This is a genomic window from Citrobacter sp. CK191, from assembly GCF_030333435.1.
Taxonomy (GTDB): domain Bacteria; phylum Pseudomonadota; class Gammaproteobacteria; order Enterobacterales; family Enterobacteriaceae; genus Citrobacter_B; species Citrobacter_B koseri.
This window is the reverse complement of record NZ_JAOWFX010000003.1, coordinates 302,718-319,286: the sequence shown is the minus strand read 5'-3', so window position 1 is coordinate 319,286 and position 16,569 is coordinate 302,718. Positions and strand designations below refer to the sequence as shown.

Genomic DNA, 16,569 nt, shown 5'->3' with positions numbered 1-16,569 from the left:
TGCGCTTATCCGGCCTACGGACAATGCGGTCTTGTAGGCCGGATAAGGCGGTAGCCGCCATCCGGCACTTCTCACGCCAGCCTGATCGCCTGCTCAACCTCAAAACGGTTGGTCACTTTGCTGTCGATCTTCACATAGGCGGAATGCTCTTTCTCTGCGATCAGCACCTCACTCACACCTTCAGTCGCCAGCAGACGCTGTTTCAGCGCGTCATCGGCGGCAATCTCCGGCGGAATTTCCACGCGTAAGCTGCTGACATACGGCGGTTCTTTCATCGTACTTGCTACCGCCAGCCAGACGACGGTCAGCAATGCGCCAGCCAGAAATACCGCCTGACCGTCGAACAGACCATTCACCCAGCCGCCCAGCGAGCCGCCAATCGCGACGCCGAGGAACTGGCTGGTGGAGTAAACGCCCATCGCAGTGCCCTTATAACCGGCAGGAGACTCTTTGCTGATCAGCGAGGGGAGGAGGGCTTCCATCAGGTTAAAAGCGAGGAAGAACAGCTGTACCCCGGCAATTAACCCCCAGAAGTGCACGCCTGCGCCCCACAGCACGACTTCGGCAATCAGTATCAACGCGACGCACAGCAGAAAGACCCGCTTCATCCGGCGTTTGACTTCGGCGTAGATAATGAACGGGACTACGGAGCCAAATGAGATCAGCATTGTGACCAGATAAATCTTCCAGTGTTCGGCGGCGGGGAAACCGGCAGCGGCAAGCTGAGCGGGGAGGGCGACGAAGGTCGACATCAGCAGAATATGCAGACACATGATGCCGAAGTTAAGCTTCAACAGCTTAGGTTCGGCCAGCACTTTGCTGAAACTGCCTTTCACCATGCCGGATTCACGGTTCAATACGTGGGTTGTGCTGTTGGGGACAACCCAAACGGTCAGGGCGATGCCGAGCGCGGCGAGTGCGGCAATCATCCAGAACAGGGCGTTCAGCCCCAGTTTGTGGGTGACGATCGGCCCAAGCACCATCGCAATAGCGAAGGTAATACCAAAACTGACGCCGATAAACGCCATCGCTTTGGTTCGGTTTTGCTCGCGGGTTAAGTCAGACAGCAGCGCCATGACGGCGGCGGCGATTGCGCCAGAGCCTTGCAGCGCGCGGCCAAGAATAATCCCCCAGATGGAGTCAGACAGCGCGGCGATCACGCTACCCAGCACGAACACGGCCAGACCGCCGATAATTAACGGCTTACGCCCGACGCGGTCTGAGAGTAACCCAAAGGGGATCTGGAAAACGGCTTGCGCCAGGCCGTAAATACCGATAGCAATGCCGATCAAGGCTTCGCTGGCGCCCTGAAGCGCCATACCATAGGTGGTCAGAACCGGCAGGACCATAAACATGCCAAGCATGCGCAAAGAAAATACAGTCCCTAAACCCCAGGTGGCGCGCAACTCACCCGGCGTCATTTTGTAATCGTTCATTCCCACCTCTGTATAAAATCCGCGACTAGTGTAAAGCGGTAAACGGGTGGGGTAAATACGTGCTTAATGAACAAATGTTGCGTTTGTGAGGGGGATTTTATCAGGCAAATAAAATGCCGGATAAGGCGTAAGCCACTATCCGGCAGAAGATTTGTTGCGGGGCGGGTGTTACCAGACCGAAGCCAGCAAGCTGTGTGAGTCCGGCACCATAAAGTCGACGGACATCATCACGCTTAACGCAGTGATGGCGATGATGGAAAAGCCGAACAGCTTACGCGCCCAGACTTTGTCATCTTCCACTTTGTAACCGCGCAGGGCCATACCGAGCCACCAGACGCTCACGGCTGCCGCGACCACCAGATATTTGTATCCGGCATAGCCGCCCAGGGAGAGCATCAGCGTCGCAACGGCAAAGGCGATGATGTACAGCGTGATATGGTTCTTCGCCACCGAGATGCCTTTCACCACCGGCAGAACCGGAATGTTGGCAGCCTGATAATCCTTGAAGCGGAAAATCGCGATGGCGTAAGAGTGCGGCATCTGCCACAGGCTAAAGATCGCCAGCAGAATCAGCGCGCCGCTGTCGAACTCGCCCGTTACGGCGCAGTAGCCAATCACCGGCGGCGCAGCGCCGGAGAGAGAACCAATCAGCGTGCCGTAAACGGAGTGGCGTTTCATGTACAGACTATAAATGCCGACATACACCACGAAGCCCATCACCCCCAGCCAGCAGGCCAGAGGATTCGCGCCAAACCACAGCAGCATAAAGCCAGCAATACCCAGCAAGGTGGCGTACACCAGCGAGACAGCAGGAGAAATCAGACCTTTGACCAGCACCCGATTCTTGGTCCTTTCCATCTTCCTGTCGATATCCCTGTCGATGTAGTTGTTAAATACACAACCCGACGCCACAACCAGTGACACCCCGACCAGCGTATAGATAAACAGGGGATAGTCGATGCTGCCCTTAGAAGCTAGCAGGAATCCCCCAATCACCGAGATCAGGTTGCCAAAGATGATGCCTGGTTTCGTTACTTGCAGGTATTGCTTAAACATCATAACCGCCGCTCTTAGTGCATCATCATATTGTAGTTCAGGTTCCACATAATCCAGATGGAGCCCACCACCAGAATGGCAATGATCAGCACGGTAAAGACAAAGGCCGTCATGTTCCAGCCTTCGTCAGATTTCGTATTCATGTGCAGGAAGCACACCAGATGCACCAGAATCTGCACCACTGCCATCGCCAGGATAGTCCCCAGAATCACGGCCGGGGAACCTGTACCCGTCATCACCATCCAGAACGGAATGACCGTCAGGATGATCGACAGAATAAAACCTGTCATGTAAGTTTTTACGCTGCCGTGGGACGCGCCGCTGTGATCGGTAGAATGACTCATTACATCGCCCCCATCAGATAAACAACAGTGAACACACAGATCCACACCACATCCAGGAAGTGCCAGAACAGGCTCAGGCACATGATGCGGGTACGGTTAGTGCTGGTCAGGCCGCGACGGGCGATCTGCACCATCAGCACCGCCATCCAGATAAGACCGGAGGTGACGTGCAGACCGTGCGTACCGACCAGCGCGAAGAACGCAGACAGGAAGCCGCTGCGATCCGGGCCCATGCCTTCAACAATCAGGTGATGGAATTCGTAGATTTCCATCCCGATAAATCCGGCACCGAACAAGAAGGTCAACGCCAGCCAGGAGACAACCTGGCTCTTGTTATCCTTGTGCATGGCGATAGCCGCCATGCCGTAGGTGATGGAGCTGAACAACAGCAGGAAAGTTTCAACCAGAACGAACGGCAGTTCAAAAATGTCCTTACCTGTCGGGCCGCCTGCGGTGCCGTTCACCAGAACGGCATAGGTTGCGAACAGAATAGAGAACAGAATGCAGTCGCTCATCAGGTAGATCCAAAATCCGAAGATTTTGGTCTGGCCTGCATCGTGGTGCCCGTGTTCGTGCGCGTGGGCAGTCGCGTGCGTTTGCGCTAAAGTATCAGTTGCCATTTTTCAGCCCTGCCTTAGAAATCTCATCGAAATGCTGGTTTTCCAGTTTTTCGACTTCCGGGACTGGTACGTAGTAGTCCACGTCCTCGTCAAAGCTCTTAACAATCCAGCTGATGATCATGCCTGCGAAGCTTGCAATCGCCAGCCACCAGATATGCCAGATCATGGCGAAACCAAAAATAGTGGAGAAGGCGGCGATAACGATGCCCGCACCGCTGTTTTTCGGCATATGAATTTCTTCATAATGCGCAGGCTGTTTGTACGCTTCGCCTTTTTCTTTCATTTCCCAGAAGGCATCACGCTCGTGAACGTGCGGCACAACGGCAAAGTTATAGAACGGAGGCGGAGAAGAGGTTGCCCACTCCAGCGTACGCGCGCCCCACGGGTCGCCGGTCAGGTCGCGGTTCTGCTCGCGGTCGCGAATAGAAACGAAGATCTGAATCAGCTGGCACAGGATGCCCAGTGCAATCAGCGCGGCGCCACAGGCGGCAATCAGCAGCATTGGATGGAACTGCGGGTCAATCTGCTGGCTGAGACGACGGGTCATCCCCATGAAGCCCAGCACGTACAGCGGCATAAACGCCACGAAGAAGCCGATGATCCAGAACCAGAATGCGCGTTTACCCCAGGTCTCGTTCAGCGTGAAGCCGAACGCTTTCGGCCACCAGTAGGTCATACCGGCGAAGCACCCGAAGACCACACCGCCGATGATAACGTTATGGAAGTGCGCAATCAGGAACAGGCTGTTGTGCAGAACGAAGTCCGCGCCCGGAACCGCCAGCAGAACGCCAGTCATACCGCCGACCGAGAAGGTCACGATAAAGCCGATCGTCCACAGCATCGCTGAGTGGAAGACGATACGCCCCTGGTACATGGTGAACAGCCAGTTGAAGATCTTAACCCCGGTCGGGATTGCGATAATCATCGTGGTAATACCGAAGAAGGCGTTTACGTTCGCGCCCGCACCCATGGTGAAGAAGTGGTGCAGCCAAACGATGAACGACAGAACGGTGATACACACGGTCGCCCAAACCAGCGAGGTGTAACCAAACAGGCGTTTACGCGAGAAGGTTGCAGCGATTTCGGAGAACACCCCGAAGACCGGCAGAACCAGGATGTACACTTCCGGGTGGCCCCAGGCCCAAATCAGGTTGATGTACATCATCATGTTGCCGCCCATATCGTTGGTAAAGAAATGGGTGCCCAGATAGCGATCCAGGGTCAGCAGCGCGATGGTGACAGTCAGAATTGGGAAGGAGGCGATAATCAGGATGTTCGCGCACAGCGATGCCCAGGTAAATACCGGCATCTTGAACATGGTCATGCCCGGCGCACGCATCTTCAGAATCGTCACGAAGAAGTTGATACCGGTCAGCGTCGTACCGATACCGGATAGCTGGAGACTCCAGATCCAGTAATCGACCCCGACACTCGGACTGTACTCTATTCCCGAGAGCGGCGGATAAGCCAGCCAGCCGGTCTGTGCGAACTCACCAACGCCCAGAGACAGGTTAACCAGGATAACGCCGACAACGGTGAACCAGAAGCTCAGGTTGTTCAGGAACGGGAACGCAACGTCACGCGCGCCGATCTGCAACGGAACCACCAGGTTCATCAGACCGATAACGAATGGCATTGCCACGAAGAAGATCATGATCACGCCGTGAGCGGTGAAGATCTGATCGTAGTGATGCGGCGGCAGGAAGCCCGCTTCACCCGCAGAAGCCAGCGCCTGCTGGCTACGCATCATGATGGCGTCGGCAAAGCCGCGTATCAACATAACAATTGCGACGATGACATACATGATGCCAAGACGCTTGTGGTCAACCGAAGTAAGCCACTCTTTCCATAGGTAGGTCCACTTACCGAAGTAAGTGATCAAGGCTAAAAGCGCCAGACCCCCGACGATAATGGCAGCGATCGTAACCATGACGATAGGTTCATGGAACGGGACTGCATCCAGTGTCAATTTTCCGAACATCGTTTTCTTCCTCGGCCCCTTAGTGAGCGGATTCCGCGTGGCTCATGTCCATGCCTTCCATGCCTTCATGCGAGCTGTGCTCACCTTCCGGTTGGGTCATGTCCATGCTCTTACCGTGAGCCATAAATTTGTTAATGACGTCTTTAAACAAATCCGGTTTCACGTTGGAGAAATATTCCACCTGGTTGTATTCGCTTGGCGCAGCCACTTTCTCGAACGCAGCCATGTCGCTCATGGTGTTCGGTGACTGTTTAGCTTTAGCAACCCACTGGTCGAATGTGGCGCGGTCCGGCGTGGCGATAGCTTTGAACTTCATACCGGAGAAACCAGGGCCGCTATAGCTTGCGGAAATACCATCATAGGTACCGGCTTCGTTGGCGATCAGATGCAGTCGAGTCTGCATACCGGCCATGGCATAAATCTGGCTACCCAGACGCGGGATAAAGAAGGAGTTCATCACGGAGTTGGAGGTCACTTTGAAATAAACCGGAGTGTTCGCCGGGAAGGCGATTTCATTCACGGTTGCAATGCCCTGTTCCGGGTAGATGAAGAACCATTTCCAGTCCATGGAAACCACTTCGATGGTAATGGGCTTCTCGTCATGCGCCAGCGGCTTGCTTGGCTCAAGAGCGTGAGTGGTTTTCCAGGTAAGTACAGCAAGGAAAATGATGATCAGAATCGGCACCGTCCAGACCACAGCTTCCACTTTATTGGAGTGTGACCAGTTCGGGCTGTACTTCGCATCTTTATTGCTCGCACGGTACTTCCAGGCGAAACCAACAGCCATCAAGATGGCGGGAATAACGACAATCAACATCAGGCCAAAAGCCGTCAGTATCAGTGAACGTTGTTCCAGTCCAATCTGTCCTTTGGGGTCAAGAAGTGCAGAATTACAGCCACTGAGTAATGCAGTGCCTGCAATTAATGACAACCATCCCAAACTTTTATTGTATTTCCTGAGTCTCATTTAACGACCTCAATTCCACGGGACCTGGTGGCGTTTAAAGTGTGTGGGCATTTTACGGGAAGGTTACATTACTGTAAACATGATTGGATCTGTGTTACTGGGTTCTGCCGGGCATGTCACATATGTTGCAGGATATGTCGCGTTGACTTTAAGAACCTGTTGCAACATCACGTTATAACGAAAGAGGGCAGGAAGGCAGGGCTTACAGGGTAATTGGTATAACCAATGCGAAATTAAAACAATTGTTTAACAATTAATTATCAACAAAGAGACAAATGAAAAACAAAAAATAAAACTATATTGGCTGAATCGAGTAAGGAAAATAAAATCTATAAAAGGCGTCAATAATTTCCAGATGCTATTGCGCACAAAACAACAAATATTATTTTTCGCAACTGCTGCTTATTTAGCCGTTATAATTTCGCTCTGTTATTACAACGGCAAATAACGTTGCCCACTTACACAAGACGTGTTTTGCGTAGCGCCAGATAATCCAGCACCCCGCCGAACAAAATGCCGCATATCGCCACCATGACCCCCGCCTCAAGCAGTTCGGGCAGGAAGGAGAAGCGAGTGTAGTCCACGGCGTTCATCGTCAGCAGCAACAGCCATACCGCCAGCAGGCCGCAACCGATCATTAGCGTCAGCAGCGCCAGACCATACGCCCCGCGAAATTCCGTACGGGGGATGAAGCTTTCGCTTTCCCAACTGTGTTCAAGGGTTTGACGACAAACCAGCAGAAGCAGAAGGCCGGGTACGGCCGCTGCGACGGAGAAGAGATAAAACGTGGGCCAGCCATGCGCTTCGACAAACCATCCGGCAACGGGGCCGACATACACGCGTCCCACCGCAGAGAGCGCGGAGAGCAGGGCAAACTGGGTGGCGGAAAACGATTTGTTGCACAGCGTCATTAACAATGCGACAAAGGCCGCCGTTCCCATCCCGCCGCACAGGTTCTCGAAGAAGACCGCTGCGGCCATGCTGAACATATGCTTGTCCGTCACGGAAAGCAGCCAGTAACCGGCGTTGGAAACGCCTTGCAGAATGCCGAAAATCAGCAGCGCGCGGAAAAGGGAAAGGCGCTGCATCAGGATGCCGCCGTACAGCGCGCCGACAATCGTCGCCAGCAGTCCCAGCGTTTTATTGACCACGCCGACTTCACCGGCATCAAAACCAACGCCGCGAATCAAAAAGGTGGTGGTCAGGCTCATGGCGAACGCGTCGCCCAGCTTATACAGCACGATTAACAACAAGATCAGCCAGGCGTTGTTGCGGCCAAAAAAGTCGCGCAGCGGGGCGGCAACCGCCTGTTCCAGCGTTTTAGGCACTGGAATGGAATCTTCAGGTTCAGGGGCCAGGAGCGTGGCGATAATACAGGGCACAAGCAGCGCCGCCATCAGCCAGTACATCCCCTGCCAGCCGAGCCAGCGATCCGCCAGCCACAGCGCCAGCCCACCGGAGACCAGCATTCCTAGCCGATAGCCCAGTACGCTAATCGCCGCTCCGGTGCCGCGTTCTTCCGCAGGCAGAACATCCGTTTTCCACGCGTCAAAGACAATGTCCTGAGATGCGGAACAGAAGGCGATGATAACCGCCAGCGCCGCCATCCAGCGCAACTGCGTGCCGGGTTCCAGAAAACCCATCGCCGCAATGGCGAGCAGCAGCAGAATCTGCGTGGTAATCAGCCAGCCGCGACGACGACCTAAAAAAGGCGGCGTGTAACGGTCCATGACCGGAGACCAGAGGAATTTAAAGACGTAGGCCTGGCCCACCAGAGAGAAGAAACCAATGGTTTTGAGATCGATATTCTCAACGGTCATCCAGGCCTGTAGCGTGCCGGAGGTGAGCGCGAGGGGTAAACCTGATGCAAACCCCAGAATCAACAGGATAGCTGAACGCGGTTGCTGAAAAATACGTAAATATTGGTTGGGCATGGGCATCTACAGGCCCGACAAGCGCCGGGCCATCTGGACAGAAATTAACGTGCGTTCTGCTTAATGAATTCGTGAATGCTGGTGTCCTGAGACATATCAGCGATGGTGTCGGTCAGGACGCTGTTAACCGCGTTGGCGATATTCTGGTTGGACGCCTGGAATGCGCCTTCAACAGAGTAGCTCGCACGGTAGTTTTTCGTCATCTTGTTGCCGTTTGCCGCCGTCGCGATGATGGCGATATCCGCTTTGGTGGCGATGTTGTAGCGAACGTTACCCTGAGATACATCGGCATACAGCTGATTTACGATGATTTGCAGGTTAACAGCGCCGTTTGGCCCCACCATATAACCGCGTGCGGTCATCTGTTTTTCCAGCACTTCTTGCAGCAGGAAGCGCAGATCGCGGGAGGCGGTCAGAGTAACCAGTTGGTTATTACGCGTAACTTTCGCCAGCGCCTGATCCTGACGCTGGTCGGCGCCGTTGATGCTCACAGTAACGCCCATCAGACTTGGATCTTGTTGCGGCAGTGTGATTTTCGGCGATACGTCAATGGTTGTCGGCGGTGTTGCGCACCCTGCCAGCATAACCAGAGCAATTAATGGAAAGAGGATTTTCTTTAACATGTTCGGGCTCTCAGTGACTCTTAAGCGTGATAGATAAAAATTCCCGCCATCATAACATTGCCAACGGCGAGGGGAAGTGGTCAACGCATGTAAATTCATCGCGTTGTCTGTTTTCTGACCCTCGGTACACCTTACTTCGGGTTTTCGCAACCAAATGAATGGATAAGTCAGTAAACTTCATACGTTTGAATGAAAATATCAGACGAACGCTAAATTTTTGTTGTCATGATGTAATGTAAACGGTAAAAGCGGCTAGTATTTAAAGGGATGGGTGACATCTCAGCGTTGTCGGAGGAGATATTTCATGATGATACGTGAGCAAATAGAAGAAAAATTAAGGGCAGCGTTCGAACCCGTGTTCCTCGAAGTTGTGGATGAAAGCTATCGTCACAATGTTCCGGCAGGCTCTGAGAGCCACTTTAAGGTTGTGCTGGTCAGCGATCGCTTCACTGGCGAACGTTTTCTTAATCGCCACCGGATGATTTACGGTACGTTAACGGCAGAACTCTCCACAACCGTACATGCGCTGGCCCTGCATACCTATACCATTAAGGAGTGGGAAGGATTGCAGGATACGATCTTCGCATCGCCTCCTTGCCGTGGCGCAGGAAGCATCGCGTAGAAAAACGCATTTGCAACTGTTGGCGCTTTTCCAGTATGTTGCTACAGATTATGTGAAAACGGCCTGCGGGCCGTTTTGTTTTGTCTGAATTTTGAGCGAGATGTACAGTATTCAGACCAAAATTAGCCGGGAATTGTGAAAAAAGCCGCAGCAACGCGCGATAACCGTTCTCGACTCATAAAAGTGATGCCGCTATAATGCGGCGTCTTATTTTTCGGAATGTCTTCGGGATGATTCTGACGACAGGGAATGTGATTGATTATGAGAACATCCCGGTTCCGCGAAGCCAACAACCTGTGCTTGCGGAGTAGAGTTGACCGAGCACTGTGATTTTTTGAGGTAACAAGATGCAAGTTTCAGTTGAAACCACTCAAGGCCTTGGCCGCCGTGTAACGATTACTATCGCTGCTGACAGCATCGAGACCGCTGTGAAAAGCGAGCTGGTCAACGTAGCGAAGAAAGTGCGTATTGACGGCTTCCGCAAGGGCAAAGTACCGATGAATGTTGTTGCTCAGCGTTATGGCGCTTCTGTTCGCCAGGACGTTCTGGGTGACCTGATGAGCCGTAACTTCGTTGACGCGATCATCAAAGAAAAAATCAACCCGGCTGGCGCACCGAACTATGTTCCGGGCGAATACAAACTGGGCGAAGACTTCACCTACGCTGTAGAATTTGAAGTCTACCCGGAAGTTGAACTGACCGGTCTGGAATCCATCGAAGTTGAAAAACCGGTTGTTGAAGTGACCGACGCCGATGTTGACGTGATGCTGGACACCCTGCGTAAACAGCAGGCAACCTGGAAAGACAAAGATGGCGCTGCTGATGCAGAAGACCGTGTAACCATCGACTTCACCGGTTCTGTTGACGGTGAAGAGTTCGAAGGCGGCAAAGCGTCTGACTTCGTACTGGCGATGGGCCAGGGTCGTATGATCCCGGGCTTTGAAGACGGTATCAAAGGTCACAAAGCAGGCGAAGAGTTCACTATCGACGTGACCTTCCCGGAAGAATATCACGCTGAAAACCTGAAAGGTAAAGCCGCTAAATTCGCTATCAACCTGAAGAAAGTTGAAGAGCGCGAGCTGCCGGAACTGACCGAAGAATTCATCAAGCGTTTCGGCGTTGAAGATGGTTCTGTTGCTGGTCTGCGTACTGAAGTGCGTAAAAACATGGAACGCGAGCTGAAAGGCGCTGTGCGTAATCGCGTGAAGTCTCAGGCGATTGAAGGCCTGGTGAAAGCGAACGACATCGACGTTCCATCTGCGCTGATCGACAGCGAAGTTGACGTTCTGCGTCGTCAGGCTGCACAGCGTTTCGGCGGCAACGAGAAACAAGCGCTGGAACTGCCGCGTGAACTGTTCGAAGAACAGGCTAAGCGTCGCGTTGTTGTCGGCCTGCTGCTGGGCGAAGTGATTCGCACTCAGGAACTGAAAGCTGACGAAGAGCGCGTTAAAGGTCTGATCGAAGAGATGGCTTCTGCGTACGAAGATCCGAAAGAAGTTATTGAGTTCTACAGCAAAAACAAAGAGCTGATGGACAACATGCGTAACGTCGCTCTGGAAGAGCAGGCTGTTGAAGCCGTTCTGGCGAAAGCGAAAGTGACTGAAAAAGCCACTTCCTTCAACGAACTGATGAACCAGCAGGCGTAATTCGTCGCTTAATTAGCACGAAATTCGCACAAGAGCCCGTCACCTCCAGGTGGCGGGCTTTTTTTTGTCACGCATTTTGCATGGAAGAGTGCGAAAACAGCGTTTCAGTGTTAGCGTTACAACAAAAGATTGTTATGCTTGAATTATGGCGATGCCGTACCCATAACAGAGGGACTAGCTGATAATCCGTCCATAAGGTTACAATCGGTACAGCAGGTTTTTTCAATTTTTATCCAGGAGACGGAAATGTCATACAGCGGCGAACGAGATAACTTTGCACCCCATATGGCGCTGGTGCCGATGGTCATTGAACAGACCTCACGTGGTGAGCGCTCTTTTGATATCTATTCTCGTCTACTTAAGGAACGTGTCATTTTTCTGACCGGCCAGGTCGAAGACCATATGGCTAACCTGATTGTGGCGCAGATGCTGTTCCTGGAAGCGGAAAACCCGGAAAAAGATATCTACCTGTACATTAACTCCCCAGGCGGAGTTATTACCGCAGGGATGTCTATCTACGACACCATGCAGTTTATTAAGCCGGACGTTAGCACGATTTGTATGGGCCAGGCGGCTTCTATGGGCGCGTTCCTGCTGACTGCTGGCGCAAAAGGCAAACGTTTCTGCCTGCCTAACTCTCGCGTCATGATTCACCAGCCTCTCGGCGGTTATCAGGGCCAGGCGACAGATATTGAAATTCATGCCCGTGAAATCCTGAAGGTGAAAGGGCGCATGAATGAACTTATGGCGCACCATACGGGTCAGTCTCTTGAGCAGATTGAACGTGATACCGAGCGCGACCGCTTCCTCTCCGCGTCTGAAGCGGTGGAGTACGGTCTGGTCGACTCGATTTTGACCCATCGTAATTGATGCCCAGGGCGCAGGTGTGCCGCTATAATACTATCCAGGGGCGGCACAACGCTGACAAGCGACTTGCGCCTGAGAATGGCATTTGCGTCGTCGTGTGCGGCACAAAGAACAAAGAAGAGGTTTTGACTCATGACAGATAAACGCAAAGATGGCTCGGGCAAATTGTTGTACTGCTCTTTTTGCGGCAAAAGCCAGCATGAAGTGCGCAAGCTGATTGCCGGTCCATCCGTGTATATCTGCGACGAATGTGTTGATCTATGTAACGACATCATTCGCGAAGAGATTAAGGAAGTGGCACCGCACCGTGAACGCAGTGCGCTGCCGACGCCACATGAAATTCGCAACCATCTGGACGATTATGTTATCGGCCAGGAGCAGGCGAAAAAAGTGCTGGCGGTCGCGGTATACAACCACTACAAACGTCTGCGCAACGGCGACACCAGCAATGGCGTTGAGTTGGGCAAAAGTAACATTCTGCTGATCGGGCCGACCGGTTCCGGTAAAACGCTGCTGGCCGAAACGCTGGCGCGCCTGCTGGACGTACCGTTCACCATGGCGGATGCCACCACCCTGACCGAAGCCGGTTATGTGGGCGAAGATGTTGAGAACATCATTCAGAAGCTGTTGCAAAAATGCGATTATGATGTGCAGAAAGCGCAGCGCGGTATTGTCTACATCGATGAAATCGACAAGATTTCCCGTAAGTCTGACAACCCGTCCATTACCCGTGACGTTTCCGGTGAAGGCGTACAGCAGGCGCTGTTGAAACTGATCGAAGGGACGGTTGCCGCCGTTCCGCCGCAGGGAGGACGCAAGCATCCGCAGCAGGAGTTCTTGCAGGTTGATACCTCTAAGATCCTGTTTATCTGTGGCGGCGCGTTCGCCGGTCTGGATAAAGTGATTGCTAACCGTGTTGAAACCGGCTCCGGCATTGGTTTTGGCGCAACGGTTAAAGCGAAATCCGACAAGGCCAGCGAAGGCGAACTGCTGGCGCAGGTTGAGCCGGAAGATCTGATCAAATTTGGTCTGATTCCTGAGTTCATTGGTCGTCTGCCGGTTGTGGCGACGCTGAATGAGCTGAGTGAAGAAGCGCTGATCCAGATCCTGAAAGAGCCGAAAAACGCCCTGACCAAACAGTATCAGGCGCTGTTTAACCTGGAAGGCGTCGATCTGGAATTTCGTGACGAAGCGCTGGATGCTATCGCGAAGAAAGCGATGGCGCGTAAAACCGGCGCCCGTGGTCTGCGTTCCATCGTTGAAGCGGCGCTGCTTGATACCATGTACGATCTGCCTTCTATGGAAGACGTCGAAAAAGTGGTTATCGACGAGTCCGTCATCGGCGGTCAGAGCAAGCCGTTGCTGATTTACGGCAAGCCGGAAGCGCAGCAGGCATCTGGTGAATAATTAACCAACTCATACAATCAGTTAACGAAAAAGGGGGGATTTTATCCCCCCTTTTATTTTTCCGTAAACATGGCGTTGAATGTGTGGGAAACATCCCCATATACTGACATACATGTTAATGGCTGCGTGAAGCACAGTCGCGCAGTTTGATTACCTGGCGGACACTAAACTAAGAGAGAGCTCTATGAATCCTGAGCGTTCTGAACGCATTGAAATCCCCGTATTGCCGTTGCGCGATGTGGTGGTTTATCCGCACATGGTCATACCCTTATTTGTAGGGCGGGAAAAATCTATCCGTTGTCTGGAAGCGGCTATGGACCATGATAAAAAAATCATGCTGGTCGCCCAGAAAGAAGCATCAACGGATGAGCCGGGTGTAAACGATCTTTTCACCGTCGGGACCGTGGCCTCAATTTTGCAAATGCTGAAACTGCCTGACGGTACTGTCAAAGTGCTGGTTGAGGGGTTGCAGCGCGCGCGTATTTCTGCGCTGTCAGATAACGGCGAACACTTTTCCGCTAAGGCGGAATACCTTGAATCGCCAGCGATTGATGAGCGCGAGCAGGAAGTGCTGGTGCGCACTGCCATCAGTCAGTTCGAAGGCTACATCAAGCTGAACAAAAAAATTCCACCGGAAGTGCTGACGTCGCTCAATAGCATTGACGATCCTGCGCGTCTGGCGGACACCATCGCTGCCCATATGCCGCTGAAACTGGCGGATAAGCAGTCCGTGCTGGAGATGTCCGACGTTAACGAACGTCTGGAATATCTGATGGCGATGATGGAATCTGAAATCGATCTGTTGCAGGTTGAGAAGCGTATTCGCAACCGCGTTAAAAAGCAGATGGAGAAATCTCAGCGTGAGTACTATCTGAATGAGCAAATGAAAGCCATTCAGAAAGAACTGGGCGAGATGGACGACGCGCCGGATGAAAACGAAGCGCTGAAGCGTAAAATCGATGCGGCAAAAATGCCGAAAGAGGCAAAAGAGAAAGCGGAAGCAGAATTGCAGAAGCTGAAAATGATGTCTCCGATGTCGGCGGAAGCGACGGTTGTACGCGGCTACATCGACTGGATGGTGCAGGTGCCGTGGAACGCGCGTAGCAAGGTCAAAAAAGACCTGCGTCAGGCACAGGAAATTCTCGATACAGACCATTACGGTCTGGAGCGTGTGAAAGATCGCATCCTTGAATATCTCGCGGTACAAAGCCGTGTAAACAAAATCAAAGGGCCGATCCTGTGTCTGGTTGGGCCGCCGGGGGTAGGTAAAACCTCTCTGGGCCAGTCCATCGCCAAAGCGACCGGGCGTAAATATATCCGTATGGCGCTCGGCGGCGTGCGTGATGAAGCAGAAATCCGCGGCCACCGCCGGACATATATCGGCTCTATGCCGGGTAAACTGATCCAGAAAATGGCCAAAGTGGGCGTTAAAAACCCGCTGTTCCTGCTCGATGAGATCGACAAAATGTCTTCCGACATGCGTGGCGATCCGGCCTCTGCGCTGCTTGAGGTGCTGGACCCTGAGCAGAACGTGGCGTTCAGCGATCACTACCTGGAAGTGGATTACGATCTCAGCGACGTGATGTTCGTTGCCACCTCCAACTCCATGAACATTCCGGCGCCACTGCTGGATCGTATGGAAGTGATTCGTCTGTCCGGTTATACCGAAGACGAGAAGCTGAACATTGCTAAACAGCACCTGCTGCCGAAACAGATCGAGCGTAACGCGCTGAAGAAAGGCGAGCTGACGGTTGAGGATAGCGCCATTATCGGCATTATCCGTTACTACACCCGTGAAGCGGGCGTGCGTAGCCTGGAGCGTGAAATCTCCAAACTGTGCCGCAAAGCCGTGAAACAGCTGCTGCTGGATAAGTCGCTGAAACACATTGTGATCGATGGCGATAACCTGCATGACTATCTCGGCGTACAGCGCTTTGACTATGGCCGTGCGGACAACGAAAACCGTGTGGGTCAGGTAACGGGTCTGGCATGGACGGAAGTGGGCGGCGACCTGCTGACCATCGAAACCGCCTGTGTGCCGGGTAAAGGCAAACTGACTTACACCGGTTCTCTCGGTGAGGTTATGCAGGAATCTATTCAGGCTGCGCTGACCGTGGTGCGTGCGCGTGCGGAAAAACTGGGTATTAATCCAGACTTTTACGAAAAACGTGACATCCACGTTCACGTACCGGAAGGGGCGACGCCGAAAGACGGCCCGAGCGCCGGTATTGCGATGTGTACCGCGCTGGTCTCCTGCCTGACGGGTAATCCTGTTCGCGCTGATGTGGCGATGACCGGGGAAATTACCCTGCGAGGCCAGGTACTGCCTATCGGCGGCCTGAAAGAGAAACTGCTGGCGGCGCACCGTGGCGGGATCAAAACCGTGTTAATTCCGTTTGAGAATAAACGCGATCTGGAAGAGATTCCAGACAACGTTATTGCCGATCTGGACATTCATCCGGTGAAACGCATTGAGGAAGTTCTGACTCTTGCGTTGCAAAATGAGCCGTCCGGCATACAGGTTGTCACCGCAAAATAGTGACCTCGCGCAAATAGCGCTAAGAAAAACAGGGCTGGCAGGGCATTTCGTGCTTGCCAGCCTTTTTTTGTATAGCTAATTTAGATGACGGATCGGGCTTGCCATCATTAACGGGTGTTGTAAGGGCATGGCAGGCCTGATATAACTGCTGCGCGGTCGCACTTTGAAGGATTCCGGTGCGATATAAATTATAAAAGAGGAAGAGAAGAGTGAATAAATCTCAACTGATCGACAAAATTGCTGCAGGGGCTGATATCTCTAAGGCTGCGGCTGGACGTGCGTTAGATGCAATTATTGCTTCTGTCACTGAATCACTGAAAGAAGGTGATGATGTAGCGCTGGTAGGTTTTGGTACTTTTGCTGTTAAAGAGCGTGCTGCCCGTACTGGTCGCAACCCGCAAACAGGTAAAGAGATCACCATCGCCGCCGCTAAAGTGCCGGGTTTCCGTGCAGGTAAAGCGCTGAAAGACGCGGTAAACTAAGAGCTTCTCCCCCTGGGGATGTGACAAAGTACAAGGGCGCATCAT

At 52.8% G+C, this 16,569-nt stretch carries 14 protein-coding genes; 6 read left to right on the top strand and 8 right to left on the bottom strand.

What is annotated here, in order from left to right:
• Window positions 1-71 precede the first annotated feature (71 nt).
• The 8 genes from OGV82_RS01500 to OGV82_RS01465 form a co-directional block, all read right to left on the bottom strand.
• Window positions 72-1,436, bottom strand: a complete 1,365-nt coding sequence (locus OGV82_RS01500; RefSeq protein ID WP_047458474.1) for an MFS transporter — start codon at window positions 1,434-1,436, stop codon at window positions 72-74.
• A 168-nt stretch (window positions 1,437-1,604) separates the two neighbouring features.
• The gene (gene cyoE, locus OGV82_RS01495; protein ID WP_072025291.1) at window positions 1,605-2,495 is read right to left on the bottom strand and encodes a heme o synthase; all 891 of its coding nucleotides are present in this window, start codon (window positions 2,493-2,495) and stop codon (window positions 1,605-1,607) included.
• A gap of 11 nt (window positions 2,496-2,506) precedes the next feature.
• Window positions 2,507-2,836: a cytochrome o ubiquinol oxidase subunit IV gene (locus tag OGV82_RS01490; RefSeq protein ID WP_012133553.1), complete on the bottom strand. Its 330-nt coding sequence runs from the start codon at window positions 2,834-2,836 to the stop codon at window positions 2,507-2,509.
• Window positions 2,836-3,456, bottom strand: a complete 621-nt coding sequence (locus OGV82_RS01485; RefSeq protein ID WP_012133552.1) for a cytochrome o ubiquinol oxidase subunit III — start codon at window positions 3,454-3,456, stop codon at window positions 2,836-2,838. Before OGV82_RS01485 ends, OGV82_RS01490 begins: the two co-directional genes overlap by 1 nt.
• Window positions 3,446-5,437, bottom strand: coding sequence for a cytochrome o ubiquinol oxidase subunit I (gene cyoB / locus OGV82_RS01480; protein WP_012133551.1), 1,992 nt, complete (start codon window positions 5,435-5,437; stop codon window positions 3,446-3,448). Before cyoB ends, OGV82_RS01485 begins: the two co-directional genes overlap by 11 nt.
• A gap of 19 nt (window positions 5,438-5,456) precedes the next feature.
• On the bottom strand, window positions 5,457-6,404 hold the full coding sequence (gene cyoA / locus OGV82_RS01475) for a cytochrome o ubiquinol oxidase subunit II (protein WP_012133550.1): 948 nt from the start codon (window positions 6,402-6,404) through the stop codon (window positions 5,457-5,459).
• A gap of 458 nt (window positions 6,405-6,862) precedes the next feature.
• The gene (gene ampG / locus OGV82_RS01470) at window positions 6,863-8,338 is read right to left on the bottom strand and encodes a muropeptide MFS transporter AmpG (protein WP_024130594.1); all 1,476 of its coding nucleotides are present in this window, start codon (window positions 8,336-8,338) and stop codon (window positions 6,863-6,865) included.
• A gap of 44 nt (window positions 8,339-8,382) precedes the next feature.
• Window positions 8,383-8,961, bottom strand: coding sequence for a lipoprotein (locus OGV82_RS01465; RefSeq protein WP_012133548.1), 579 nt, complete (start codon window positions 8,959-8,961; stop codon window positions 8,383-8,385).
• Window positions 8,962-9,265: 304 nt separating this feature from the next.
• Between OGV82_RS01465 and bolA the strand changes: the two genes are divergently transcribed.
• The 6 genes from bolA to hupB all read left to right on the top strand — a co-directional run bounded on the left by bolA (window position 9,266) and on the right by hupB (window position 16,524).
• Entirely contained in the window at window positions 9,266-9,583 is a 318-nt protein-coding gene (bolA, locus tag OGV82_RS01460; protein WP_012133546.1) for a transcriptional regulator BolA, read from the top strand.
• A gap of 347 nt (window positions 9,584-9,930) precedes the next feature.
• Window positions 9,931-11,229 carry a trigger factor gene (gene tig, locus OGV82_RS01455; protein WP_012133545.1) on the top strand — a complete coding sequence of 433 codons (1,299 nt, stop codon included), beginning with the start codon at window positions 9,931-9,933 and terminating at the stop codon, window positions 11,227-11,229.
• Window positions 11,230-11,475: 246 nt separating this feature from the next.
• On the top strand, window positions 11,476-12,099 hold the full coding sequence (clpP, locus tag OGV82_RS01450) for an ATP-dependent Clp endopeptidase proteolytic subunit ClpP (protein ID WP_003021624.1): 624 nt from the start codon (window positions 11,476-11,478) through the stop codon (window positions 12,097-12,099).
• Window positions 12,100-12,228: 129 nt separating this feature from the next.
• A complete protein-coding gene (gene clpX / locus OGV82_RS01445; RefSeq protein WP_012133543.1) occupies window positions 12,229-13,503 on the top strand; it encodes an ATP-dependent protease ATP-binding subunit ClpX in 1,275 nt (424 codons plus the stop codon).
• A 184-nt stretch (window positions 13,504-13,687) separates the two neighbouring features.
• Window positions 13,688-16,042, top strand: a complete 2,355-nt coding sequence (lon, locus tag OGV82_RS01440; protein ID WP_012133542.1) for an endopeptidase La — start codon at window positions 13,688-13,690, stop codon at window positions 16,040-16,042.
• Window positions 16,043-16,251: 209 nt separating this feature from the next.
• A complete protein-coding gene (gene hupB, locus OGV82_RS01435; protein WP_003021629.1) occupies window positions 16,252-16,524 on the top strand; it encodes a nucleoid-associated protein HU-beta in 273 nt (90 codons plus the stop codon).
• The last annotated feature ends 45 nt before the right edge of the window (window positions 16,525-16,569 follow it).

What these genes read in the sequence shown, in the direction of transcription:
- OGV82_RS01500 (WP_047458474.1), bottom strand. Translation starts at nt 1,436, where the DNA reads ATGAACGATTACAAAATGACGCCGGGTGAGTTGCGCGCCACCTGGGGT.
- cyoE (WP_072025291.1), bottom strand. Translation starts at nt 2,495, where the DNA reads ATGATGTTTAAGCAATACCTGCAAGTAACGAAACCAGGCATCATCTTT.
- OGV82_RS01490 (WP_012133553.1), bottom strand. Translation starts at nt 2,836, where the DNA reads ATGAGTCATTCTACCGATCACAGCGGCGCGTCCCACGGCAGCGTAAAA.
- OGV82_RS01485 (WP_012133552.1), bottom strand. Translation starts at nt 3,456, where the DNA reads ATGGCAACTGATACTTTAGCGCAAACGCACGCGACTGCCCACGCGCAC.
- cyoB (WP_012133551.1), bottom strand. Translation starts at nt 5,437, where the DNA reads ATGTTCGGAAAATTGACACTGGATGCAGTCCCGTTCCATGAACCTATC.
- cyoA (WP_012133550.1), bottom strand. Translation starts at nt 6,404, where the DNA reads ATGAGACTCAGGAAATACAATAAAAGTTTGGGATGGTTGTCATTAATT.
- ampG (WP_024130594.1), bottom strand. Translation starts at nt 8,338, where the DNA reads ATGCCCAACCAATATTTACGTATTTTTCAGCAACCGCGTTCAGCTATC.
- OGV82_RS01465 (WP_012133548.1), bottom strand. Translation starts at nt 8,961, where the DNA reads ATGTTAAAGAAAATCCTCTTTCCATTAATTGCTCTGGTTATGCTGGCA.
- bolA (WP_012133546.1), top strand. Translation starts at nt 9,266, where the DNA reads ATGATGATACGTGAGCAAATAGAAGAAAAATTAAGGGCAGCGTTCGAA.
- tig (WP_012133545.1), top strand. Translation starts at nt 9,931, where the DNA reads ATGCAAGTTTCAGTTGAAACCACTCAAGGCCTTGGCCGCCGTGTAACG.
- clpP (WP_003021624.1), top strand. Translation starts at nt 11,476, where the DNA reads ATGTCATACAGCGGCGAACGAGATAACTTTGCACCCCATATGGCGCTG.
- clpX (WP_012133543.1), top strand. Translation starts at nt 12,229, where the DNA reads ATGACAGATAAACGCAAAGATGGCTCGGGCAAATTGTTGTACTGCTCT.
- lon (WP_012133542.1), top strand. Translation starts at nt 13,688, where the DNA reads ATGAATCCTGAGCGTTCTGAACGCATTGAAATCCCCGTATTGCCGTTG.